Origin of the sequence: Leptospira adleri (assembly GCF_002811985.1) — a bacterium.
In the GTDB taxonomy this organism is placed as follows: Bacteria; Spirochaetota; Leptospiria; order Leptospirales; family Leptospiraceae; genus Leptospira; species Leptospira adleri.
Map to the genome: position 1 here is coordinate 37379 of NZ_NPDU01000012.1, position 26002 is coordinate 63380.

Annotated in this window: 18 protein-coding genes; 12 read left to right on the plus strand and 6 right to left on the minus strand. The window is 41.7% G+C overall.

The window, feature by feature from the left end:
- Positions 1 to 48: 48 nt before the first annotated feature.
- The 3 genes from CH376_RS06370 (at position 49) to mtnP (ending at position 4293) form a co-directional block, all read left to right on the plus strand.
- Positions 49 to 1617: a methyl-accepting chemotaxis protein gene (locus tag CH376_RS06370; RefSeq protein ID WP_100784603.1), complete on the plus strand. Its 1569-nt coding sequence runs from the start codon at positions 49 to 51 to the stop codon at positions 1615 to 1617.
- 136 nt (positions 1618 to 1753) lie between these two features.
- Positions 1754 to 3322 (plus strand): methyl-accepting chemotaxis protein, encoded by a 1569-nt coding sequence (locus CH376_RS06375; protein ID WP_100784604.1) that lies wholly within the window; start codon positions 1754 to 1756, stop codon positions 3320 to 3322.
- Positions 3323 to 3429: 107 nt separating this feature from the next.
- Positions 3430 to 4293, plus strand: coding sequence for an S-methyl-5'-thioadenosine phosphorylase (gene mtnP / locus CH376_RS06380; protein ID WP_100784605.1), 864 nt, complete (start codon positions 3430 to 3432; stop codon positions 4291 to 4293).
- Positions 4294 to 4299: 6 nt separating this feature from the next.
- Here mtnP and CH376_RS06385 read toward each other — a convergent pair whose 3' ends face one another.
- From CH376_RS06385 to CH376_RS06400, 4 genes are all read right to left on the minus strand, one after another.
- Positions 4300 to 5124 (minus strand): alpha/beta hydrolase, encoded by an 825-nt coding sequence (locus tag CH376_RS06385; protein ID WP_207767163.1) that lies wholly within the window; start codon positions 5122 to 5124, stop codon positions 4300 to 4302.
- A gap of 7 nt (positions 5125 to 5131) precedes the next feature.
- On the minus strand, positions 5132 to 6457 hold the full coding sequence (locus tag CH376_RS06390; RefSeq protein ID WP_100784606.1) for an alkaline phosphatase D family protein: 1326 nt from the start codon (positions 6455 to 6457) through the stop codon (positions 5132 to 5134).
- 105 nt (positions 6458 to 6562) lie between these two features.
- The gene (locus CH376_RS06395) at positions 6563 to 7474 is read right to left on the minus strand and encodes an alpha/beta hydrolase (protein ID WP_243394677.1); all 912 of its coding nucleotides are present in this window, start codon (positions 7472 to 7474) and stop codon (positions 6563 to 6565) included.
- Positions 7475 to 7580: 106 nt separating this feature from the next.
- Complete coding sequence (locus CH376_RS06400) at positions 7581 to 9020, minus strand: flavin-containing monooxygenase (RefSeq protein WP_100784608.1); 1440 nt, start codon at positions 9018 to 9020, stop codon at positions 7581 to 7583.
- 118 nt (positions 9021 to 9138) lie between these two features.
- Here CH376_RS06400 and CH376_RS06405 point away from each other — a divergent pair, with 118 nt between their 5' ends.
- From CH376_RS06405 to CH376_RS06415, 3 genes are all read left to right on the plus strand, one after another.
- Positions 9139 to 10914, plus strand: coding sequence for a GMC family oxidoreductase (locus tag CH376_RS06405; RefSeq protein WP_100784609.1), 1776 nt, complete (start codon positions 9139 to 9141; stop codon positions 10912 to 10914).
- Positions 10915 to 11067: 153 nt separating this feature from the next.
- On the plus strand, positions 11068 to 12531 hold the full coding sequence (locus CH376_RS06410) for an NAD-dependent succinate-semialdehyde dehydrogenase (RefSeq protein ID WP_100784610.1): 1464 nt from the start codon (positions 11068 to 11070) through the stop codon (positions 12529 to 12531).
- Positions 12532 to 12716: 185 nt separating this feature from the next.
- On the plus strand, positions 12717 to 15884 hold the full coding sequence (locus CH376_RS06415) for a SpoIIE family protein phosphatase (RefSeq protein WP_100784611.1): 3168 nt from the start codon (positions 12717 to 12719) through the stop codon (positions 15882 to 15884).
- 10 nt (positions 15885 to 15894) lie between these two features.
- Here CH376_RS06415 and CH376_RS06420 read toward each other — a convergent pair whose 3' ends face one another.
- On the minus strand, positions 15895 to 16344 hold the full coding sequence (locus tag CH376_RS06420; RefSeq protein ID WP_100784612.1) for an OsmC family protein: 450 nt from the start codon (positions 16342 to 16344) through the stop codon (positions 15895 to 15897).
- Between the two features lie 323 nt (positions 16345 to 16667).
- Between CH376_RS06420 and CH376_RS06425 the strand changes: the two genes are divergently transcribed.
- From CH376_RS06425 to CH376_RS06445, 4 genes are all read left to right on the plus strand, one after another.
- Positions 16668 to 18257, plus strand: coding sequence for a methyl-accepting chemotaxis protein (locus tag CH376_RS06425; protein ID WP_100784613.1), 1590 nt, complete (start codon positions 16668 to 16670; stop codon positions 18255 to 18257).
- A 362-nt stretch (positions 18258 to 18619) separates the two neighbouring features.
- Positions 18620 to 19621 carry a ketol-acid reductoisomerase gene (gene ilvC / locus CH376_RS06430; protein WP_069608911.1) on the plus strand — a complete coding sequence of 334 codons (1002 nt, stop codon included), beginning with the start codon at positions 18620 to 18622 and terminating at the stop codon, positions 19619 to 19621.
- Positions 19622 to 20314: 693 nt separating this feature from the next.
- Positions 20315 to 21205, plus strand: a complete 891-nt coding sequence (locus tag CH376_RS06440; RefSeq protein WP_100784615.1) for a porin OmpL1 — start codon at positions 20315 to 20317, stop codon at positions 21203 to 21205.
- Between the two features lie 371 nt (positions 21206 to 21576).
- Positions 21577 to 23199 (plus strand): caspase family protein, encoded by a 1623-nt coding sequence (locus CH376_RS06445; protein WP_100784616.1) that lies wholly within the window; start codon positions 21577 to 21579, stop codon positions 23197 to 23199.
- 302 nt (positions 23200 to 23501) lie between these two features.
- Here the strand turns inward: CH376_RS06445 and CH376_RS06450 are convergent, their stop codons facing one another.
- On the minus strand, positions 23502 to 23708 hold the full coding sequence (locus tag CH376_RS06450) for a hypothetical protein (RefSeq protein WP_100784617.1): 207 nt from the start codon (positions 23706 to 23708) through the stop codon (positions 23502 to 23504).
- 175 nt (positions 23709 to 23883) lie between these two features.
- Between CH376_RS06450 and CH376_RS06455 the strand changes: the two genes are divergently transcribed.
- Positions 23884 to 24120, plus strand: a complete 237-nt coding sequence (locus CH376_RS06455) for a hypothetical protein (protein ID WP_010573237.1) — start codon at positions 23884 to 23886, stop codon at positions 24118 to 24120.
- Positions 24117 to 25949: a MutS family DNA mismatch repair protein gene (locus CH376_RS06460; protein ID WP_100784618.1), complete on the plus strand. Its 1833-nt coding sequence runs from the start codon at positions 24117 to 24119 to the stop codon at positions 25947 to 25949. Before CH376_RS06455 ends, CH376_RS06460 begins: the two co-directional genes overlap by 4 nt.
- Positions 25950 to 26002: the final 53 nt, after the last annotated feature.

Genomic DNA, 26002 nt, shown 5'->3' on the forward strand with positions numbered 1-26002 from the left:
ATCATTACTTTTCATTTACTTAAATTAATTTCTCCGGACGATTGGTCTATGTCCAAGCAGTCTATCGAATCCATCCGAAAGAAGGGAGAAGCGTTAACCTATTATTCGAGAATTGGAATAATGGTAATGATGCTTTTCTCTCTTATCTCGAGTTATAAAACGTTGCATCCGCAGATTCTCATCAATCACACGGCGGCCGCCAGCTTTATGTGTGTTTATACCCTCGTCGGTTTTGCTTTGTATAAAAAATATAACATAAGTCCCTGGGCTCATAAGATTTTTGTGATTTTCGATACGTTTCTTTTGAGCGGAACGATTCTACTCGACGGTATGGTTTCTGCGGAAATAATCGCGCCCGTTCTAAAGAACGCCATTCTCTATACCGTTTATTATTTTATTATCGCCTATTCGGGGTTACTCGGAAAGCCGAGATTCGTTTTGGTGACCGGTTTGTTTTGTGCGTCGGGTTACGCCTTAGGTTTAATCAACGCAACGGTTCATGGACTTCAATTTTCGGAAAATAATACGATCAACACAGCCCCCGGTTTTATAAAACTTAGTTCTGAAATCACGAAAATCATTTTTATGTTTGCCGTTAGTTTCGTTCTCTATCGTTTGATGGATTTATTCGATAATCTTTATAGAGAAGCGGCTTCTTACTACAAGGAAAATAAGGACTTTCTTTCCCGATTGGAAAACAATCGGAAGGTGATTCATTCATCCGCAGAAACCTTGGAAATTTCAGTTTCGAATTTTTCTGAATTTACGAGTTTAACAAGTTCTAAAATGGAATCTCAGGCCGCGTCTTTGGAAGAAGTAAACGCGGTTATCACTTCGCTTTCCAAGTCTTCCGAAAATAACGTGGATTCCATACGGACACAAAATGAAAATCTTATAGAATTGAACCAGAAGTCTCAAGCGCTTTTGGAAATCATAACGAAGATTTCCGATCTTTCAAAAAATCTGGAAACAAATGCAAACGAAAGTAAAATCGAAATGCAAATCGTTAAGAATTCGGTCGAAAAGACGGATACGTTTCTGAAAAATATCTCGAATTCTTTTCAGAGAGTCGACGAGATCAATCGTATCTTGGGAGAAATCGCAGACAAAACAAATCTTCTTTCGTTGAACGCTTCGATTGAAGCGGCAAGAGCCGGAGCGGCCGGACGAGGATTTTCCGTAGTAGCGCAAGAGGTGAGCAAACTCGCAGAATTCACCGCTTCCAATGCGAAGATGATCTCCAAAGTCGTTCATGATTCTCTTCAATTTATCGAAGAAGCGAACCGTTCCTCTAGGGATACGGGTTATCTTACCGATGGACAAAGCGTCAAAATTAACGGCACGGTTTCGAGCATCGAAGAAATGACAAGATTGTATTCACAAGGAACCAAGATCGTTCAGGACTTTGCGCGGAGTCTGAGTAAAGTAAAAACTCTTTCAGACGAACTCTTTCATTCTACTCACGAGCAGATGGTCGGACAAAAAGAAATGATGAAAGCGATGTTTGCGCTGGAAAAGGAAATCAACGAGATTACTCGAGAATCAGGTAAGATTCAGGATGGCGTTTTGAGTATCAAAACACAGTCTAAGGACCTTAAGGCATTGAGCGTCGTCTGAGCACTATTGCTTGAAAGGCGCAAAAATTTACCGTTCCTTTTGTTTGTGTCTTATTGAAACAAATTTGAAATCTTAAAAACTCTTTTCTCTCGGGGAAATTGTATGAAATACAAAATTTCATTCTTCCCATAAGAATATGAGTCAATCCTCGCTCGATCTCATTCAAAAGAATGGCGCGGTCTTAATCAATCGAATCCGCCTTGGTCTCGTTATATTATTTACCCTCTCGATTTTGGGAGCTCTGAAAGTATTTAATCCAACGCAGTTAATCATTCATTCCAGCGGAACGCTGGCGATGTGGATCTATTGTATAGGAATTTTTGTTTGGAATCGTTTCGGAGAGGTTCCTAACTGGGTTCATAAGACTTCTGTAATATTGGACTCTATCATCCTAAGTTGCACTTTGATTTTCGACGCTATGATCTCCCCGACGGTCGCCTCCGGTGTTATGAAGAATGTGATTTTATTCTTCATTTACTTCTACATCAACATCTACGCCGGACTTTTAGGTGAAAAAAGGTTCGTGATTTTAATCGGATTTTTAGGAGCTTTAGGATCCGCCATTGCTTTGAGCGTGGCCGTTTTGTTCGGAGTGGAATTATCCGAAGATCCAAATTTGGCGAACAAGCCGGGGATGCTGACTACGAGCGTGGAAGTCATCAAAATTGTATTCGTCTTTGTCGCCGGGATCATTCTTTCGCAGCTTATGAATCTTTTTATGAAGCTGGCGGACCAATCAGTGAAACTTACCGAAGAGAGTCGGGGATTTTTATCGAGATTGGAATCCAATCAAAAAGCGATCCACATTTCGGCTGAAAGTTTGGAGACTTCCATTCAGAATTTCGCTCAGTTCATCAATACAACCGGTGAAAAAATGGAATCTCAAGCGGCTTCCTTAGAGGAAGTAAACGCAGTGATCGAAGAATTATCCGCGGCTTCTCAGAGCACTGCCGGATCGATCGAAACGCAAAATCGAAGTTTGGTGGATCTCGATCAAAAGTCCAAAAATCTCGGAGAGATCATCGAAAGTATCGCTCAGTTTTCAAAGGATCTCGGATCTTATGCGAACGAAAACAAGGTCGATATGGATAACGTATCCGAGGCTGCGGGAAAGACGACCCACTTCCTAAAAAACATATCAAATTCTTTTAATAGAGTCGACGAGATCAATCAGATCATGGGTGAGATTGCGGATAAGACCAACTTACTAGCGCTCAACGCTTCGATCGAAGCGGCGCGCGCAGGGGCAGCCGGACGAGGTTTTGCGGTTGTAGCGAACGAAGTAAGTAAACTTGCAGAATTCACTTCGGAGAATGCGAAAAATATTTCCGACATCGTAAAACAATCCAGGGAATTTATCGGAGAAGCAAACAAGGCATCGAACGATACGGGCGATCTGACAAATCGTCAAAAACAGAAAATTTCGGAGACGGTCAATCGAATCGAAGAAATGGGCAAACTCTATCAGGAACAAAGAAGAATTATACAAGACTTTGTATCGGAAGTAGAACGGATCAAACAACTCTCGGGCGAAATTTTCGAATCCACAAAAGAACAGATGGTAGGTCAGGAAGAGATGGTGAAGACAATGGTTCATCTGGAAAAAGAAATCAACCAGATCAATCAGGAATCGGGTAAACTTCAAATCGAAGTCGAGAAAATTCGAACTCAATCTTTGGAATTAAAAAATCTCAGCACAACGTAACAACGTAAATCATCGAGCAGCGAAGACCACTTGCGATTTACAATTTAGGTCCTTCTTCCGAAACTGACCCTAATGAATGCGAGAATTTTCGTTAGGAGTAAGGATTCATGCCTCATCATGTAAAAGCGGCTATCATCGGAGGAACGGGACTTTACAGTCTCGACGGAATGGAATTGATCGAAGAGATCTACCCTGACACCCCTTGGGGAAAGCCTTCCGATAAAATCAAAATCGGTAACTATAAAGGAAAGCTCATCGCATTCTTACCAAGACACGGAGTCGGGCACTTCTTGTTGCCTCCCGAGGTTCCGAATCACGCGAATATCTGCGCGTTAAAACAATTGGGCGTGGAAGAGATCATCGCCTTTAGTTCCGTAGGAAGTTTAAGAGAGGAAATCAAACCTCTCGATTTCGTTTTGCCTTCCCAGGTGATCGATCGTACGCGTCTTAGAAACGCGACTTACTTTGGAAACGGCGTAGTCGCGCATGCGCCTTTTGCGGAACCGTTCTCATCGAATCTTAGCAAAAGAATCGAAGCGACCGCAAAAAAGATTGGCTTGGGAATTCATACAAACAAAACGCTTGTTTGTATGGAAGGCCCCTTATTTTCCACTAAAGCAGAATCTCATCTTTACCGTTCTTGGGGCGCGGACATCATCAACATGACCGTGCTTCCGGAGGCAAAACTTGCAAGAGAAGCTGAGATTGCCTATCAGATGATCTGCATGTCCACCGATTACGACTGCTGGAGAGAGGGAGAAGAATCCGTTACTCTCGAGATGGTGATCGCTAATCTCACGAAGAATGCGGAAACCGCGAAAAGATTACTTGCCGAACTTATCGACGTTATCGGAAACGGAGACGATTTGAGTTTGAAAAACAGCACGAAGTATTCTATCATCACCGCGCCGGAAAAAAGAAATCCCGAGACAGTTAAAAAACTCAAAGTTCTTTTTCCTGAATATTTCTAGTAAGAATTACGGAATTTCATCCAGGCTTTTTTTCAAAGCCTGGTGATATTCCGGAAAAGCGGTTAAATCGTTGTGGCTTCCGTTCCGAATCGTAAAAAGAGCAACGTTTTTGTTTTGCGATTTCAAATTTTCTAATATAATTTCCGAATTTCGATAAGGGATGATTTCGTCTTCCGTTCCGTGGAATATTCTAATTTTTGAATTCACCTTTTTTAACTTTTTCAAATTCTCAAATCGAAAACGAAACATCCAAGGCCGTACGAACGGATAATAATTCTTCGCTAAAGAAGGAAGATCCGTAAAAGGAGTTTCTAAAAAAAGAATAAGGTCCGGGTTTCTGGAAACCAGTTCGATTGCAACCCCGGTTCCGATCGATCTTCCGTAGATCACGATTCGTTCTTTCGGAATATTCAAATTTTGGATTGTATAATTTAACCAGAGTTCTGCGTCATCGTACATCAAGTTTTCGGAAAGATGTCCGGTATTCTTTCCGTAACCTCGATAATCGCAAATTAAAACGTTCCAACCTAAAGGAACAAAATCTTCGTATATTCCTCCCCAGGTTCTCAAACTTCCCGCATTTCCGTGGAAAAAAAATACAGTTTTGTTTTGATCGTTATTCTTTGCTTTGAAATAGAGTGCGTAACTTTTTTCTCCGTCTTTCGTCGAGAGTTCGATCTCTTGAAATCGGATTGGAAATTGAAACGAATAATCTTTCGGTAATTTTTCGGGAAAAAAAATCAGTTTATCCTGATTCCGCCAAGCAAGTAAAAGAAGAAAAAACGCGATCGAAAGAATAACGCTCAGAAGAATTGTCATGGTTCGGCTCATAAGAATATTAAGGACTTGGAATGATTTCCCTATTCCAGAGTTCTTTTCCTTTTGCATCGAATATTTGGAGAAGTAGTTTTCTTTCTCCACGATTGCCTGACACGGAAATGAGTCCGAAATTTCTTTGTTCGACTAGGGTTCCGTCGATTCGTAACGGATTTTTTTCGGTCACGGGATAAGCTCCCGAGGTCAATGGAGAAACGGTAAAATCATAAACCGGTTCGAGTCCGTCTTCTTTGAGAAGATTCAGCTCAGTATGATGTCTGTCACCGGTTAAAAAGATTACGTTCTTTATTTTGAGATCTCGGATTGCGGAAAGAATTTTGTTTCTTTCTTCGGGATAGGTCGCGTAATTTTCATAAAGCGCATTCGGATTTAGAAATTGTCCTCCGATCGCAACGAATTTAAAAGTGGCCTTCGAAAACGCCAGCGAGTTAACGAACCATTGAAATTGTTTTTCCCCGAGGATCTGTCTTGGACCAACCACCTTATTATTGTTAGCCGTTCTAAAGGTTCGATCGTCGAGAAGAATGAATTGCGCGTCTCCCCAAGTAAAGGATCCGTAAATTCCTTCTTTAGCATAGTTCGGATTTCCCCAGTGGAGTTTGAACATCTCCTCAGCAGTATCTTTCATCCAAAAGGAAGAATCTCCGTCGTTCGGGCCGAAGTCGTGATCGTCCCAAATCGCGTAGTGATGAACGGAAGAAAACAAGGGCGCCAGTTCGGAAATTCCTCTTTGATGTTTGTATCGATGTAAAAATCCCGTTTTCGAATCCCAATCCGTTTCTCTCAGATAGATATTGTCTCCGAGCCAGAGCATAAAATCCGGTCTTTTAGAAAGAATGGAATTGTAGATAAAATAATCTCCACCGTACGGTTTTCCGGGAACGTCGTATTCGGTTTCATTTACATAAGCACAACTGCCAAGAGCAAAGGTAAAGTTCGGGGGATTTTGACCTGCGGCAAAAAACGACTGTGCTTGGAATGTTTGAGCGTGTTTTGCTTCGATTTTTTTTCCGTCTACGATCAGATGGAATCGATACCGCGTACCCGGTTTTACCTGGTTAGCAATCAACTTAGCGATAAATCCCGTCTTGGATTGCGTTTGAATTTCTTCGGAGAGAAATTTCCGTTTTGGATTTTGAATTTCAGAATATTCTAATATGACTGAGGACTTTTTTTCGGTTTGAACCCATACCAAAACTTCTTTGAGAGTGGAGTACCCTACGATTGGACCCGAAGCGATTCCGGAAACATCGGCTCCTATAGGCGATTGGAGAAAAACAAAAAATAAAAAAAGAAGTTTTTGAATCGATGAGATTATGGATTTCATAATAAAATTTCCCTTAAATCCAAACCCTTTCAGGTTCGTTTAAAAAATTCAAGAGAAACTTTTTACCATTATCCGGAGATCGTTTTATTAATTAGAAATGAGGACTTATTGGATCTGGAACCCTTCTTCGATAAAAAGAACGAGTTCGTCCAACGCTTTTTTTGCCTCGGGGATCGCTCCTCCAAAATTAAAATACCCGTGTACTAAACTTTCATATATGCTATAAGTGACCGGGACTTTTGCCTTTTTTAAAGAATCGATCCATTCCAATCCCTCGTCTTGAAGCGGATCAAAACCGGCTAACTGGATATAGGTTCTTGGAAAGTCGGTCTTTTGTTTATGTAAAATCGGCGACGCAGTCACTTTTTTCGCTTCGAGCGGATCGTTTAAGTAGTGAAAGTTAAAATAATCCAATAATTTATTTGTCAATGCGTAACCGCGGCCGAACTCGTTTCGGCTAACGCTCATTCTGAGAAGATCCAAGTAAGGATAAATCAATAATTGAAAGCAGGGGGACTGGATCTTTTTCCTTTTGGAAAGAATGGAAATGTTAGCCGCAAGATTTCCGCCCGCGCTGTCCCCGGCGACCGCGATCTTCTTTGTTAAAATTCCCAATTCTTTTGCGTTCTTAAGAATCCATTGATAAGCGACAAAGCTATCCTCAACCGCGACGGGAAATTTATTCTCAGGTCCGAGCCTGTAATCAACTGAAAGAATTACGGCTCCGGTTTTTTTAGAAAGATAACGAAGAGGCCGATCGTGAGAATCTAAATCGCCTATGACAAAGCCGCCGCCGTGAAAATAAACCAGCGCCGGTTGAAGCGTCAAAGTTTCAGTCGGCCTGTAAAGTCTGATCCCGATTCTTCCTTGCTGAACTTGAATTGTGAAATTTTCAATTTGAAAAAGTTCTTCCGGTTCAAGATCGAACAAAAACATGGAATTCTTAAAAAATTCCCTCGCTTCTTTCGGTGCGAGGGATTCAACTCTCGGTTTCATTCTTGCGAGAAATAAGGACATTTGGAGTTTTGCGTCCAAAATCCGGCCTCGCTTTCGTATAGCGCCCCCCGAGATTTTTCTAAGAATTCCTTCCGGAAGTTTTAAGATCGAGCGAAGAAGAAACCGTTCAAACTTTTGCAAGAACACGCGTTTTCTTTTTCACTCCGTGTTTGCTCGAGCCGACTCCGTTTTTAGAAACTTGTTTGTGTTCGGCGATCGCTTCCACGTTCACGGCGTTCCCATTCTTTTTGGCTCTTTGAACACCCTTTTTGAGTTCGTTTTTCATGTCGTACAGAAAATCTTCGAAGTCGACCTGCATCGTATGTCTTGTCGATGCCACATAACGCTTCTTCATTTGCGATTCGTATTTTTCAATGGCGTGATTCATTTCCTCTTCGGTTGGAAGTTGATAATTGCCGGTCAGATATTCGGAAATCCATTTACCTTGAAATTCCGCCAAAGGCATGATGGCCCCTAGGGGTTGATACAAACCGACAAAGAATAAATTGTTATATTCAGGTTTTATCATGCGATGAAAGAGAGGCAAGTGATTGTCTTTCGCGGAAATCAGATTCTCGTCAAAGAAAGGGAACTTTACGTTGTATCCTGTGCAGTAGATAACCGCGTCGACTTCTTCTTCGCTTCCATCCACAAAGCGGACTTTGTTTCCGTTATAAGATTCGATGTTCGGCTTTGGAGTGACATCACCTCTTCCTAAGCGGACAAGGATGTCCTGCGAAATCGTCGGATGGGCGGCGCCCGGTTTATGATCGGGTTTTTGTAAACCGAAGTCCTCGACCTTTCCTACTCCAAAACGTAAAACCAAACCCATAATAAAACTCTTTAGCCAGAACGGCGTGTGAACCGGAATCATCTCCGTGGATTTATCCAGCGGTTTTCCAAAAAGATAATTTGGAATGATGTAAGCTCCTCTTCTTGCGGCGAGAAAAACCTTAGAGGCCACGCCCGGTCTGCAAAGTTCGACCGTGATATCCATCGCGCTATTGCCCATTCCCAAAACCACGACTCTTTTACCGGTGAGTTTTATCGGGTTATCGGGATCTACGTAAGAATGGGAATGAATGATCTTGCCGGTAAATTTTCCGGGGAACGGTGGATCGGGCCATCTCTGAGACCAGTGATGTCCGTTGGAAACCACCAGTGCATCATAAAACTTTTGTTTTCCGTCGCCGGTCGTGATCAACCAAGTTCCGTCGTCTTGATAGTCCGCATGAACAACTGGATTTTTAAAATGAATGTTTTTTCGAAGTCCGAAATGATTTACGTAATCTATAAAGTATTCAAGAATTCTTTGATGTCCTGGATAGTCGGCGTAACTCTTTGGCATGGGATAGTCTCTGTATTCCATTCTATCTCTGTGAGTGTTGATATGAAGAGACTTATAGATATTGCTCATCTTATTGTCGTTGTTGAATCTCCAATTCCCACCGACTTCACTTCCCGCCTCATAACAATCAAAAGGGATTCCCTTATCTTTGAGAGCTTTACAAACCGTGATTCCGCTGGAACCGGCTCCTATCACACAAACACGAGGCAATGAAGACATATCCTTCTCCTATTTATTTAGACAATACGTTAGGAATTATGATACGGCTTTAAAATATGAGACAGTCAATTAAAAAAAGTTTTGAATTTATGAATCATCCGATTATTACTGAATACTTATGGAACAAAAAAAGAGAACAAATGTTCACTATGATTACGACTACGTCATAGTAGGTAGCGGCTTTGGTGGAAGTGTGTCCGCCATGAGGTTGAGTCAGAAAGGATACTCCGTTGCCGTTTTGGAATCCGGCAAAAGATGGAGATCGGAAGATTTTCCAAAATCGAATTGGTCGCTTAACAAATATCTCTGGATGCCGAGAATCGGCTTTTACGGAATTCAGAGACTGAATTTATTAAAGGATTTTTTTCTAGTGAGCGGCGCCGGGGTAGGCGGCGGTAGTCTTGTTTACGCGAATACGCTTTATATTCCGGGAGAAAAGGTTCTCAATTCTCCCACCTTTAGAAAGTTAGGCGGTAAAGATAAGATTCTTCCTTATTATTCGATCGCCTCAAAAATGCTCGGTGTCACTCAAAATCCTCAGTTATACGAATCGGATTTTATTTTAAAAGAAATTGCGGAAGAAATGGGAAGAGGAGAAACATTCCGCCCCACTCCGGTCGGCGTTTATTTTGGAGAGAAGCCCGGAAAACTTTCAAAAGATCCTTACTTTTTAGGAGAAGGACCGGATCGGGTTTCCTGTAATCATTGCGGCGGTTGTATGGTCGGTTGCAGATTTAATTCTAAGAATACGCTGGATAAAAATTATCTTTTTTTTGCGGAGAAAATGGGAACGAAAATTTTCCCGGAGACAAAGGTCGTATCTTTGATTCCGATTGACGAATCGGGAGAACCCGATCCTTCTGCGACCGGAGAATTCGGTTATCAGATTCAAACCCGATCTACGACAGGATTTTTCGGTTTTCCAAAAAGAACATTCTATGCAAAAAACGTAATTCTTTCCGCGGCCGTAATGGGCACGGTCGGGCTTTTGTTAAAGATGAGACAAAAGGGAAAGATGACGAGGCTTTCTCCGACTCTTGGAGATTGTGTTCGTACAAACAGCGAAACCGTTTTAGCGATTACAAACTTTACGAAAGAAGTAGATTATTCCCGCGGAGTCGCGATCACTTCTTCCATACATCCGGACGAACACACACACATGGAACCGGTACGTTATCCGAAAGGCTCGGATTTTTTCGGAACGATCGCTTCGGTTCTTACGGACGGCGGCGGTAAATTTCCAAGACCTTTCAAATATTTTCTCACCTTACTCACCAATCCGTTTTATTTTTTCAAGGCTTCCTGGCCTTTCGGATTTGCTCAGAAGTCTTTGATTCTTCTTGTGATGCAGACCTTGGATAATAAGATTCGTCTCGTTCGAACGAGACGGTTCGCTTGGCCTTTTGAAAAGAGCATGAGTTCGACTCTTACGGAAGGAGAAAAAACTCCAGCATACATTCCGATCGCAAATGAAACGGCGAGAAGAATCGCGCAAAAAACCGGGGGCGTTCCGAGAAGTTCGATCAACGACGTCCTTTTAAATGCACCGATCACTGGTCATATCATGGGCGGTTGTATCATGGGAGATTCCCCGAAGGAGGGAGTGATCGATTTTGAAAATAAAGTCTTCGGTTATCAAAATCTAAGGATCTGCGACAGTTCTATGATCACGGTTAACCTCGGAGTGAACCCGAGTCTTTCGATCACGGCTCTCACTGAAAGAGCGATGTCTTTGATTCCCGTAAAGAACGGTTTTAAGCCGTTTCAGTTTCACTTCGAGAAGAAGTTCGGAATTACTCCCTTGTTAAATTCCGTTTCGCGTTCGAAAAATTTCAAATCCGAGAAGAAGCCGAAAGCGAAACAACCTTCCGCAAAAAAAACAAAGGCCCGATGATTCCGATTCTTTGTTTTAGAATTTAAGACGATCTTCCTGTGAAAACGGGTCGCCTTGACTCGATTTTACGATTCTTAAATAAAATGAAGTTCGGTAGGAGATTCTTCTTTCTTTTCTTTCTTTTGAAGTTAGAAAAGGAATCGAGGTTTTCCATTGAGCTTACAACTTCTTCAAAAAAAGGATTTATTTAGACAGGAAGCGTTTTGGGGCGGCGCTTGGGGAAAAGGAAATCCCGATCTTAAAATCGAAGTCGTCAACCCCGCAACGTTAGACATCATAGGCACGGTTCCTTCGTTGGGTAGGAAAGAAACTTTGGAAGCGGTTCAAACTTCTTTACTCGCTTTCCAGGATTGGTCCGCGCGTCCAGCAAAAGAACGATCGATTCTGATTCGTACATGGTCCGATCTGATGAAAAAAAATCGAGAAGACCTTGCTCTTCTGATGACCTTGGAACAGGGAAAACCTTTGATCGAATCGAGAGCGGAAATCGACTACTCGGCTTCTTTTCTCGAATGGTTTGCAGAAGAAGGAAAAAGAGTCTACGGAGATATCATCCCGAGTCATAGAAGAGACACTAAAATCGAAGTAATAAAAGAACCGGTCGGGGTTTGCGGAATTTTAACTCCGTGGAATTTTCCTTCCTCTATGATCACTCGAAAAGCCGGCGCCGCGTTATCCGCCGGTTGCACGGTTATCGGAAAACCCTCCGAACTCACTCCATTCTCCGCACTTGCGTTAGCCGCTCTTGCACTGGAAGCCGGAATTCCGGAGGGAGTGTTTCAGGTCTTAACCGGTTATCCGGAGGAAATTGCAAATACTCTGATCGATTCTTCGGAAGTAAAAAAGATCAGTTTTACCGGTTCTACTCGGGTTGGTAAACTTATCATGGAAAGAAGCGCCAAAACTTTGAAGAGACTTTCTCTCGAACTTGGCGGGAACGCGCCTTTTTTGGTTTTTGACGACGCCGATTTGGAAGCGGCTGTAAAAGGCGCGATTCTTTCTAAATTTCGAAACGCGGGACAAACCTGCGTTTGTGCGAACCGATTTTTGGTTCAAAAAGGAATTTATAACGATTTTGTAAGTTTATTTTCGGAATCGGCGTTAAAATTAAAAGTCGGCAATGGATTGGAAAAGGACATAACGATCGGCCCGTTGATAAGCGAAGTCGCGGTTCAGAAGGTGGAAGGTCATATCCGGGACGCTATCGATAAAGGAGGCAAACTCCAATTAGGCGGAAAAAGATCCGAACTTGGGAAATTATTTTTTTCTCCGACCGTCATTTCGGAAATTTCCGAAGATTCTCTTTCTATGAACGAAGAAGTTTTCGGTCCGGTCGCTCCCATTTATCGGTTTGAATCTATGGAGGATGGTTTAAGAATCGCAAACGCTACTCCTTCCGGGTTAGCGTCATACGCCTATACGCAGGATTACCGCAAGATGCGGATTGTCGCAGAGAATATTCAGGCAGGGATGCTGGGAATCAACGAAGGATTGATTTCAACGGAACAAGCGCCTTTCGGAGGTTTGAAAGAATCCGGCTTTGGAAGAGAAGGATCTAAGTACGGGATTCAGGAATATCTTAACGTCAAATATGTCTGCGTCGGTGGCTTTCAGTAGTTAACAATCGCAGTTAGTTTATTCCACGCTGTCTTGAGACGGGGCGATATTCTTTTTAGGGAAAACTTTTGTCTTTTTCTTAAACTCGGCGATTACGATGCATAAATTATAACAAGCGATACAAACATCTGAAATTCCTTTTTGCTTGACGGTATTGATTTTAAGAAGTTAGTAGAGTGCCTGCCATGGATCTTATCTATTTAAATTATTTCTCACTGGCTTCGTTGATCGGAGTCCTTTTTATCGGGTTTACCGTCTTCTTTTTCTTTTCGATTCAGGAAAAAGCGTCCGGCACGATTTATCTCTGCATCGGATTGTTCAGCCTTGGGATTTTTCATCTAGGTTACATGGTGGGATTTCCGTTTTACGGACCTTGGTCGGTCTTTCACAGATGGATCGTGATTCCTTCTCCGTTCTTAGGCTTTCTGTTTCTCATCATGTTTTTTCTTCACTACCCGGAACCGGTTTCTAAGAAGATCGTATGGTCGATTTTTATCAGCGCTCTTATCGGAGTGATCATCCTATTTGTCTGGTATTTCTACGAATCGCTCACGGCAAAAAGAGTTTTTTATTTTTCCGGTCATTACTGGGACTTTCAGATCAATCTTTTTTACAAAATCTATTCGAGCGTTATCATTCTTTACACCGTTATTTTTATGGGAATCGGAACTTGGAGAATGATTAAACTCAAAGGAAAAGAAAGAATCATAGCCGCGATCATTTTGATTCCTTTGACGTTAATCACTCTTGTTCCGGGAGTTTTGAACGCGATGAGCAGGGACGGAGCGGTTTCGAGAGAATTGTATCAAACCGTTTTGGATATTTCTCTCGTGATCGGATTGTTTGTGATTCTTGTGGGTTACATAAATTATACGAGCGAGAAAACTTCGATATTATCCCGGATTACCGGAATCACGCTCGCTACTTTCTTTCTCGTTTTGCAGATCGTGAGTTTATTTATTTTTAACGAATACGAGGAATCTTACGATCTGATCAAAAGAAAAGAAGTGAGACTTTCCGTTTCCGGATTGGACTTTTCCCGCGACGCGGAATACGTTTTCGAATATGATCCGCAATCAGATTCCACACGTTCTTATACTTCCCTAGGTTCGATTGAACCGAATGAAACCGCTTTAAGAGAGTTTCGTTTTTTTAAAATTTCGCACAGCTTGTTCGAACTCCCGGAGCTTTCGAACCGTGAGTTCGGAGAAAGGGTCGAGTCGGTTTTAAAAAATTCTCCGTCGGGTTTCGAGGCTTATCGAGCCGGGGTGAGAGAATATTTTTCTTCTAAAAAAGAGGCTCAACTATCTGGAAAGGACGTTGAATTCTTCTTCGATAATTTGGAAAAGAAGTTAGTCGTTCTTAGAAATAAATACTTTCATTTGCCTCCGAAGGAAAAAAACGATCCGCTCGCACTGGAAAAACTTTTTCATTCCGATCAACCTGGAGTTTCCGCCTATTTAAAAGAATTAAAGAAGAATGCGCTTGCCGCGAACGTAACCGATCCCGCTAAAAGGGAAAATATCTTTCACGCGCTACTCACTCAGGTTCGTAAACAAGACGAGAGAACCTATAAGGGCGAAAGAATCTACGAACTCGGCGGACCGATTCCGAAACATTATATCGCTTACTTTTACGTTTCGCCTTCGAATGGAAAAATTTACGACGTAGGTTTTCGTTACGAATCCTTACGGGAATTTCTGCATCCGACCGGGCAAATTCTTTACATATCGGCGATCGGCATCATTCTTCTTGTGTTATTAGGATTTCGCTTTTTCTTTCAAGGCGCGCTTCTCAATCCTTTGGAGGAAGTTGTTATCGGTTTGAGGGAAGCGAATTCCGGAAACTTGGAATATAGACTTCAAGTAAAGGTCGAGGATGAAATCGGGTTTATCGCTCGTTCGTTTAACAGAATGGTGCGCTCCATTCAGGCGGCGAGAAAACGCCTGCAACAATACGCGGAAGAATTGGAAGAAAAAGTTCAAGAGAGAACGAAAGAACTGCAGAAGACTTTGGAAGAAGTTCAAGAATTAAAACAGCAGCAGGATGGAGACTATTTTTTAACTTCTCTTCTGATCAAACCGCTCGGGTCCAATAAGGCGCGTCAGGAAAACGTAAAAGTGGATTTTCTGATCGAGCAGAAGAAAAAATTCTCCTTTCGGAGATTTAACGATGAGATTGGAGGAGATATCAACATTTCCAATTTTATCGATCTGCAGGATCGTTATTATACCGTATTCTTAAACGCGGATGCGATGGGTAAATCGATGCAAGGAGCGGGAGGAGCTTTGGTTCTCGGAGCCGTTTTCGAATCCATAATCGAACGAACAAGAATGGCGACGACCATGAAGGAGCAATCTCCGGAACGATGGTTGAAAAACGCATTCTTGGAATTGCATAAAGTATTCGAAAGTTTCGACGGCTCCATGCTCGTCTCACTTGTGTTAGGCGTTGTGGACGACGAAGCCGGTCTTATGTATTTTATTAACGCCGAACATCCTTGGACCGTTTTATACAGGGACGGAATTGCGAGCTTTATCGAAGACGATCTGATGTTTCGTAAGTTGGGCACAACCGGAATGGAAGGAACCGTCTTTATCAAAACTTTTCAGATGGAACCGGGAGACATTATCATAGCCGGTTCGGACGGAAGGGACGATATCCTGCTCGGAATGGATCGTGAAGGCGGAAGAATCATCAACGACGATGAAAAAGAATTCTTAAGAAAAGTGGAAGAAGCCCGCGGGGAATTGCAGGGAATCTACGAAGGGATTCACAGTCATGGGGCGCTTACCGACGATCTTTCTTTGGTTCGAGTTTCGTTTAAGGAGAATTTGAGCGAATCCAAAATCGCACTCGCGCACGAGAAAGAGCAGATCCGCGAGCTTTTGAAAAAAGCAAAGGAAGGCGCCAATAACAAGGAAATCGAAGAGGCGATCTCGTTTTTGGAACAAGCGGAAACTCTGAACAATCAAATTCCGGAAGTCAAAAAATTGTTCGTCAGTCTTTTTCTCAAAAAGAAAGACTATCGAAACGCCGCGCTTTACGCGGAAGACTATTTGAATTTGAAACCGGTGGACAAAGAAATTTTATACATCGCCTCCACTGCGGCAAGAAAGTCGGGCAGTTTTCAGAAGGCGTTAGACTTCGGAGAAAGACTAAAACTTCGCGAGCCGACTCATATCAAAAACTTAGTGAATCTCGCCCAAATTTATATCGCTTTGAAAAACTACAAACGCGCTATGGAAATGGTGGATATCGCTCTCACCGTGGATCCGCATCATGAAGTCATATTAAAGATTCAAGAGATTCTTAGAAAGTATTCTCACAATCTTGCGGAAAGCGAAACATAAATCCAAGCTCTTATCCAAAGTGAATCGTAACTTCGCTTTTGATCGAATTGGAAATAAAACAATTTCGATGCGCTTTCTCGTGAAGCTCGGATAAGACTTCTTGATCTGGAATTCTTTCTCCTTCGAACGTTACCTTAGGATAGAGATCGATTTTTGTGACCACCATTTTGCCTTCGGAGTTTTTTTCGAGAATGGCGATCGCCTTATCCTCGTAAGTCGATACAGTATAACGGCTTTTCGCCGCCACCGCTAAGAAAGTAAGGAAATGACAACTGCAAACGGCGGAAGCCAGTAATTCTTCCGGATTTGCGTATTCGGATTTTCCGTAAGTTTCCGTCGTTGAGGATCCGTTTAGCTTCTGCCCGCCCGCATACTGAATTGTATGAGTTCGATCGTAAGAGTCATATTTGAAATCTTCAGGGCCTTTTTTCCAATATAAGCCAATTGTGTGTTCAGACATGTTTAAACCTTCTTATTTATAAAAAAAACAACCAAATCCAATCTCAGTTCAAGAATAAATTTTTTCCTAAAATTTTCATTTCATTCTTTGAATTTAGACAGAACGGGAAAAATAATAATTGATTTGTTCCCACGGATTTCACCGGCTCGGGTCTTTCCGGTGATTGGGAACATTCAAATATTGGAAAGTTAAGAATACGAAAATACAATAATAGAAATGCAATCTCCGGAATTCCTAAAAGAATAATTCAACGTTATAAATTATAAATTGCAGTTTTTAGAAAAACCATTGATTTTTCATAGTAAATTCTCGTCATTAGTAACATGTCATCGAAGCAAGAATCGAAAAGAAAAACAGACGAAGAAATCATAGCATCCGGTCCCGCGTATATCAACTGGATCCGCCTCGGTTTAATTTTATTATACTATTCATCCATTGCGATCGGTTGGAAGAGAACCAACGCAGTTCAGAATACGTTGTATCTGGTCGGAACAACGGCGATGTTGTTTTACTTTCTTTATAGCTTTTTTAAAATCAGAACCACTGGAAGTATTTCTCATCTCTTGAGTAAGGTGTTCGTCGTTGCGGACGTTTTGGTTTTGTTTTTAGTGATGGAAGGCGCCGCGATGGATCTTCCGGAATTCACATCCGGAATGGTAAAAAGCCCAGTATTGTACGGGATCAGTTATCTTTATATTATTTCATCCGGTCTCCTTTTGGCTCCGAATTTTATTCTTTTGATCGGAGCCTTATCCGTGCTTTCGAATTTAGTCGTCGTTTCAACCGCGGCTCAATACGGGTTAATTTTGACCGAAGATATCAAACTTGCAAATTCTTTAGGATACGTTTCCGTATCGGAGCAGATTACTAAGATTCTTTTTATCATGGCTTGCGCTTTGATCGTAAGAACCCTAGTAAAACTTTTTATGAGTTTAAGGGAGAATTCCGAACATAGACAAAAAGAATTGGAAGAATCTCACAAGATGATCGCTGCGAGAAGTAATAAGATGCGCGAGTCTGCTCTTTATTTAAAGGATTCTTCCAAGAATCTAAAAGAATTCATGTCCGATTTTTCTCTTCTGGTTTCCACACACGCTTCTTCTTTTGAAGAGATCAGTTCTACGATGGAAGAATTCCAGTCGCAGACCGAAAGCTCCGCGGATAACGTAAAGAATCAATTTAGCAATATTGAAACTTTGATCGATCACAGTTCCAGTTTGAAATCGATCATAGAGAGAATTTCCCAGTTCAATCAAATCCTGGATCAAAGTTTGGAAAAGGTTCGTAAATCCGGATCGATGGTAACCGGATTTGTGGAAGAGCTTTCCAAGTCTCTTTCTTCTTTGGGCGATTCTTTTAGAAGCGTGGGCGAAGTGAACCGAATCATGTCCGAGGTCGCGGATCGAACCAATTTACTTTCTCTCAACGCTTCGATCGAGGCTGCAAGAGCTGGCGAGGCAGGAAAAGGATTTGCCGTGGTAGCGCAAGAAGTTTCAAAGCTCGCGGAAAGCAGCGCCGGAAACGCGGATCTGATTTCTAAGATCATCAAAGATTCTTCCAATCACGTCCTCACCGGGCAGAAGTCCGCTGAAACCACGGCGGGTCACGTAAAAGAACAGGATACTTTATTCCAGGATTTATTCGCTCGTTTTGACGAGTTTGCCAAAATGTTCGAAGAACAGAAAAAAATAAATTCTCAGTTTTTCTCAACGTTGGATCGTCTGCGATCCTTATCTTCCGAAATCGAACTTTCTTCCTCGGAACAAAAATTAGGACTTCACGGAATCGTAGAAGCGATTTCTTCTCTTCAGACTTCGATGGAATCCTTGATGGAAAAGAGCGAAAATCTTTCCGAGATCGTCAAAGAACTCGAAGCGCAAGCGGACACTCTTACGAAATCGGACGCGCTCTGATATAATTCGATCGAAATTCATTTCAAGAAGAATCGGCTTGTTCGCGAAGAGCGGATTCTTCTCGTATGATTTTGTCCTTTGTTTTTTCAGTAAGAAGCGCTTTGAAGAATTCTTAAATTCTTATGATACATAATTTTAGAATTCTTTCCCGGTTTTTCCGGTGATGAATTTTCTAATTCGAGAAGAATCCAAAGGCTACATTCAGTTTCGATTTTGTTGTCCTTAGCCGTTTCTCGTTTTGTAATCGTCGAATTCGATTCTTATAAACCCGCTCTTTTGAAGAGATTGCGTCCGTTTATTTCAGTTGTCATTCTACCCTTTTTCAAATGTTTAGTAAAAAGGAACACTCGAGGAAAGGGAAAATGGCAAATATTTATTACGACGCCGATTGTGATTTAAGTTCACTCAAAGGTAAAACCATTGCAGTGATCGGCTACGGAAGCCAGGGACACGCCCAGGCTCAGAACATGAAGGATTCCGGACTCAAAGTTATCATCGGTCTGAAAGAAGGATCCAAATCAGTGCAAGACGCGAAAAACGCGGGTTTCGAAGTATATAGCGTCGCAGAAGCCTCACAAAAAGCAGATATCATTCAAATCTTAGCTCCGGACACGATTCAGGCCGATCTTTACAAAAAAGATATCGAGCCGAATCTGAAAAAAGGCGACGCGCTCGTTTTCTCTCACGGATTTAACATTCACTACGATTTTATTCAACCTCCAAAAGACGTGGACGTTTACATGGTGGCTCCGAAAGGACCAGGTCATCTCGTAAGAAGAGTTTACACGGAAGGCGGCGGGGTTCCTTGTTTGATCGCAATTTATCAAGATTCCACCGGAGAAGCTAAGAAGAGAGCGCTCGCTCACGCAGCGGGAGTCGGCGGAGGACGCGCTGGAATTTTGGAAACGTCTTTCCGTGAAGAAACGGAAACGGATCTTTTCGGAGAACAAGTCGTTCTTTGCGGCGGCCTTTCCAATCTGATCATGGCCGGTTTCGAGACTCTTACCGAGGCGGGTTACGATCCGGAGATCGCATACTTTGAATGTCTTCACGAAGTTAAGTTGATCACCGATTTGATCTATGAAGGCGGCCTCGCGAGAATGAGATTCTCCATCTCCGATACAGCGGAATACGGCGATTACGTAAGCGGTCCCCGTGTGATCGACGCCGGTGTAAAACAAAGAATGAAAGAAGTTCTCAACGACATTCAAAAAGACAAAGGAGCGAAATTCGCGAACAACTGGATGGCCGAAACAAAAGCGGGTTATCCTAACTTCAAGAATATGAGAGAAAAGAATGCGGCTCATCCGATCGAATCGGTCGGTAAAAAATTAAGAAGCATGATGAAATGGTTGTCTAAGTAACCGTCTTCTTTTTCATCTTTCGTAAGAGAAACCCGGTAAGAGAAATCTTTCCGGGTTTTTTTATTTTCTGAGGAATTGAGATAAAATTTTTCGCATTCGAAACGGGACGTAGCTGAAATCTAAAATTCGTTTTCTCGAAACGAACGGACGGTCTTGGATTTCCGAAACTATAAACGAACGATTCAATTTGAAACACTCGGTCGTGTTTCGTTACTTTTGTTTGTATGATTGTTCGGCATTATAATACAAATAAAATCGTTCTTGTTTGATCAATTTTTTTGTTTTATTGAAGGGTAGATTTAATGATTGTCTTATAATTTTAGAAGAGAAGTGAGAAATTCTTTTTATAAACTTCAATAAAATATATGAGACTTCCCTTATCTTTAGATTTCCGGAAATTCGTTTTGTATTCTTTTGAACTTCGAAAAAAACAGTTATGGCTTAGTTAGACTCGAAAAGAATATCGTTTTGACATCAAGAGCAAATCTATAATAACAAAAGATTTAAACTATTAGCATATACTACTTTTATAATTTTCTTTTTTAAATCGGAATATTTCCATTAATTGATTCCTTTAAAAATCTTATTTGACTTCGATTTAAACAATTACTAAGTATAACCAGCTTAAAAAGGAAGTCTGAAACAGGGATTTGTTTCTTAAGGGATTGAGTTAAATAAAATAGGGGTATCGGTATGTTTCAAAATATTTCAAAATTCGGAATCGTTCTCAGTGTGATTCTTTTTTCCCAAAATTTGACCGCGAAGTCGTATGCTTTCGGAAGTCTCGGCATGCAGTTCGATTTGGGCCAGTTAGGCGGAACGATAGAGAAAGACGGTTTAGACGCCGCGAATTATTATCCCGTGACGGCGACGGACGGAACTTCCGGAGTTGCGACGAGAAGAGCTGTGATCCCAGAGAACCGTCTTCAAACTCTGGAAAACACAACTGCCGGTATGATCAACGTAAAGCACAACGGAGCGATGACCGGACTCGTTTTTTCAGCCGGTTACGAACGCGACTTGGGAAAGAATTTTTTCGTTCGAGTGGCGGCGAACTACACTCGGAAGGTGATGGGCGGCGATACGGAAGCGAAGGCTCTGGGTTTTAAATTCTATGATATCGTTTGGGACTACAACGCGGTTCAAATCCCGATCAACTTTGGAATCAAGGCCTCCGTTTCGGAAGACACTTCCGTTTATATCGGCGGAGGTTTTCATTATTTCAGAGGAGGTTGGAGTTTATCCGGTTCCAATAATTCAGGAACATTGCACGACGGTTTGGTAATGCTCGGCGCTCCTTCTACGATCGCAAATTTGGTCGCCGACGGAACAGCCCCTTCTGCCGTTTGGGAAGACGTTCGTTTTAGTGTGGGCGGTTTCGCGCCGAACTGGCTAGTAGGAGCCCAAACGCGGGTAACGGATAAAGGTTTTGTTTTTATGGAAGCGGAAACCCTATATTCTGAAAAACTCGGCACGGGACATACGCAATCCGCGGGAGGATTGGTTAGTTTAGCGCCTTCTCCTTCTTATCCGATCGTATTGGGTGGAACTCAATACCGTGTCGGCTACAAACACGAACTCTAATATTCACGATTTGATTTCTTTGAACGGGTTCTTTAGAAATTAGGAGCCCGTTTTTTTCTAAGAAGAAACAATAAGCTCTAAATCTCACAAGTTGCAAACTTTCGGTCTCGTTCCCCGAAGAATGACAGAACTTTTTTGAGATTCAAAGCGTTCCTTAAAGTATTCCTTTTTTTGCGGAAACAGACAAAAAATTCTTCGCATCTCATGATTCTTTTTCGGTTTCTAAGAATTTTTAAAAAGCGGACCTTCTTTTTCGTACGGAAAATTCTTTCCTAAATTCTGAAGAAGGAATTCTTTCCTTAAAAAAATAATGACAAAAGGATTTCTTTTGTTACCCTGATTCCATTCTCAATCATCCCAGGAGGCCAGGTTTGAAATCCAAGCTATCGGCAATCAGCGTCTGTTTGATTTTATTTTTTGCAACGGATGCATTTGCACAAAAAAGATACGGGCTCATTTTCGGTTCGAACTACACCGGCAATAAAGCAGGAATTCCGGAACTCAACCTTTGCGAAGCGGACGCAAAGTATTTAAACGATGAAATTCGAAGAGTCGGAAATTTCGACGAAGTTAAGATTGTTCTCGGTAAAGACGTAACAAAGGATAATATTGAAAAAGAGATCAAAGCCTTAGGAAAAAAAGCGGGCGATGACGATACGGTTCTTCTCTATTTCTCTGGTCACGGTGCGTTTCAAAGAGATGCGTCCGCAAAAAACGGAATGAGAAACTTGATCATCTGTTACGATCGGCCTCACCTCCAGGACGATGAATTAAACAAATATTTGGAAAAAGTAAAATCCCCTAAAACGGTATTCATTTTTGACTGCTGTTTTTCAGGAGGAATCGCCAAGAAAGGAAAAGCAACCAGAGGTTCGGCCGATGTTCCGATTCCGGATGGAAGCAATGGAACCGTGAAACAGGATTCCGAAGATTTTTTCTTCCAAGACAAAGCGATCATTTCCTCGGCGGACGATAATCAAACCGCGATCGAAGTCGGCGGAAGCATCAATCATGGAATTTTTACCTACAACTTCGGAAGGGCTTTGAGTTCCGCGGATTTGAACAAAGACAACGTCGTTACGGCGTTGGAAGCGTTCTTTAAATCCAAAGACGAAACCGTTCAGATGGCGAAGAAATTTCAACACGAACAAGTTCCGCAAATTTCCGGAAACGCATCCGGAATTTTTCTTTCCGGTAAAAAGAATCCGGAACCTCCGAAACCGGTTGATCCTCCGAAACCTCCGCCTCCATCCGTGGAACCGGATACCGATCCGGTAAAACCGGATCCGGTTCAACCCGTCGTAACTCCGCAAGAACCACCTGTGGTTCCAACGAATGAAAGAGGGGATTTGGTTTTGAAAACTACGATCATTCAAGATCGTGCTTACGGACTTTCCGATCTTCCACCTGATGTTTTGATCTTTGCTAAAAAGAAAAGAAAGGGAAATCGTAATGTAAAAGTTTTTATCGACGATCAGGAATTTACTTCAACGGTTTCCGCTTCTTCTTCGAATTTTTGGGGAGCGGTGAAGAGACAAGGACAATTGATTCCGGGAAATATTTATACGATTTCTCTGAGCAAAGTTCCTGCCGGAGTTCATAAGATTACGATCAAGGCTGACGACTATCCTGAAATTCAAGAAACCTTTGCGGTTCTTCCCAATAAGAAGAACGAACTTACGATTAACGCTTCGATGAGCGGTTTTGGTGCGATTCAAGGAAAGGTTTTTTATAAAACTTTGGACAATCCGGTCATCAATCAACCTATCTTCATGCCGACAATCTCCAGCGTGACGGGAATTCAAAAATTGAACACGGATAGCGAAGGTAATTTCTGGTTCACGAATTTGAAACCGGGCGATTACGAAATCAAAGCCTCTTTTGCGGAAGATCTGAATCTCAACAATTCTATGATCAACGTAAGGGAAGGGGACGTTACAAAGGTGGATGTCATTCTCAATGTGAAGATGCCTTCCACTAAAACGAAATACTAAACAAGTATTCCGTACCTAAAGAAAAAGCCTGCTAACTTAGCAGGCTTTTTTATTCTAAAATTTTCCCTAGAAAATCAGAGTTTTCTCTGAAGTCTGGATTTCATTGAGTACGGAACTGAAATCCGTTTCTCAGCTTTTTCGACACAAGAATTCAATTTAAAAAATACTTGAAATCGGACTTAAAGTCCGAATCGGATTCAATTGCAAGGAAAGTCATTTTTTGAATCTTTCCTCGAAATCGAACTTTTTTCCCGATCGCGGAGTTTCGAGCTGAACTCTGAAAGTAGTTTCAGGACGTTAAATCAGTCTTTTAGAAAATTCTTCCATTCACTGGATTGAAATCTGCGCTTACGGATTTCTTTTAACTTTTCCATTTGAGCGGAATTGAGTAGGTTTCCGGCCTTCAATCCGGATTGGGGGAGAATTGTGTTGTTTACGAGATTTGCGGTGGTTTTGCCGATTGAGAGAAAGGAACTTTTCAGTTCGGGATCCATGTCCGGGTAAAACATTTTGCGCCTCCATGCGACTTTCTGGTTTGGTTCGTGCTTTATATATTGGAAGTTTGCCCCATCTCATCCTTGAGAAAGCAATCGACTCCCTAAACTACATATCGCTGAAATTGGAAAATACTTGAGTATTTTTTTTCTTGTACGATTTTTCCTAAAACGGTAAAATTGCAAAAAAATGCAGATTCGGCTGATCAACAACACCGGTAAAAGAACGGGAAGATTCGTCGCCTACGAGTACGGCACGGATTTGTTCGGTTACGTCTATGTGGATAAGATCAAAGGTAAGGAACGTGGAAAACTCGTTTCCCGCTGGGTAATGCCCGATCTCGGATCATTGGTTCGTTTGTTGGATTTTGAGATTTATAAACGAGAAAACGAACACTACGAGAATATCAACTCTCTTACAGGATGACTTCTTCCTCTAAGATCGCATTGCTTGAACGTAGAAGCGGAAAATTAAAACGACTTCACGATAAAGTATCCAATCTCCTTTCGAAACTTTCCTTATTCCGACTTCTCTTTTTCTCGGCATTTGTTCTGTGGATTTCGGTTTTTTATTATCTGAGATCGGAATCCATATTCTATCTTCCGTCTTTGTTTCTTCTTTCCGTGTTTTTTTTCTTTGTCATAAGATATAAAAAAACAACTTCAACCAGAGATCGAATTCGGCTTTGGCAATCTGTTTTGGAAAGAGAAATTGCAAGAATCAAAATCCGTGGTTTCGGAAAAAAATTCGGAACTCGACTTTCTTTAGAAAAGATTTCTCCTCTTGCAAGAGATCTGGATCTTTTTCGCGAAACGGGCCTTTTCCCCTGGCTAGATACGACCTTTACTACGAATGCGGAAGAAAAGTTGATTTCTCTATTGGATCCTAAGGAATCGTTTTTCGACTTTCAAAGGGAGAATGTTCTACAAAGACAATCCATCGTAAAATCGATATCCGAAAAAACATTAGCAATTCCTAAAATACTCAGGCTTGCTTCTTATCTAAAGGAAAACAGGGACTCTTCGGAATCGCTGCAAAAGACGAGTCCGAATCTTATCCAGTCCGATTTGTCTTCGAACCTTTGGAAACGTTACCCTTGGCTTTCTAAAATTTATAAGCCGGTTACAATTCTGGTTTTGGCTCTGATTCCCGCGAATATTCTTCTAGGTGTTCCGTTTCCGGCGTCGGTCTTATTCTTAAATTTAATTCTATTCGGACTTTATCGTTCTCTTTCTTTAGAAGTATTTCAACAATACTATTCGCTTTCGGGAAGCATCAAAGGGCTTCAGAAAATTCTTATCTATTTAAAAGGTTTGAAAATTCAGGATCGAAATGGTAAATTTCTTCTGCAAGAAACTTCCAAAGAAGAATTAAGATCGGCTTACGAAGATCTGGATCGGATTCTAAAACGAGTGGCTTTGACAGAGGCTCCTCTTCTTCACTTGATTCTCAATAATTTGTTTTTATATGATCTTTGGATCTTACAGAGAATTTCTAAGTGGCAAAAAAAACATTCCGTACTTTTGGAAAAATCGATCGATGATTTGATAGTAACGGATTCTCTTTTTTCCTTTGCCAATCTCAAGTGGATGTTTCCGGATTATTGTTTTCCCGAAATTCTTCCGGAATCTTCTTCGACATCGATCGAAGGAAAGAATATTCATCATCCTCTGATTCCTTTTGATTCTAAGGTGTCTAACGTTCTCGACTCGGTTAAAGAAAAGGACGTAGTTCTAATCACCGGTTCCAATATGTCAGGAAAGACAACTTATCTTCGTACGATCGGCGTCGCTTCTATTCTTGCTCTCGCCGGTGGTCCGACCCCCGCTTCCGAATTCTCTCTTCCCGTTTTAAAAATTCATACGAGCATGAGAAACGAAGACAATTTAGAGGAAGGGATTTCCTTTTTTTACGCGGAAGTCAGACGGCTTTCCGAAATCGTTCGTAATATTAAAGATTCTACGATTCCCCATCTTGTTCTGCTGGATGAGATTTTAAAAGGGACGAATACCAGAGAACGTTCTCTTGCTTGCAAAGGAATTCTTAAAGAGCTTAAGAAGAATCGAGTGATGAGCCTTGTTACCAGCCATGATCTGGAACTTGCTAAAGTGGAAGGTGTGATTTTAAAGCACTTCCAAGAAGAAGTCGTGAACGGAACGATGCACTTTGATTACAAAATTCGGGACGGGCTCGTCGAAACTAGCAACGCTCTCAGAATTTTGATTCAGGAAGGAATGGATCTGGATTTTTCTTGAGAAAAGCGCGCCGTTTCAACATCGCGGTTTTCGCACTTAGGCGGTTTTTTTTA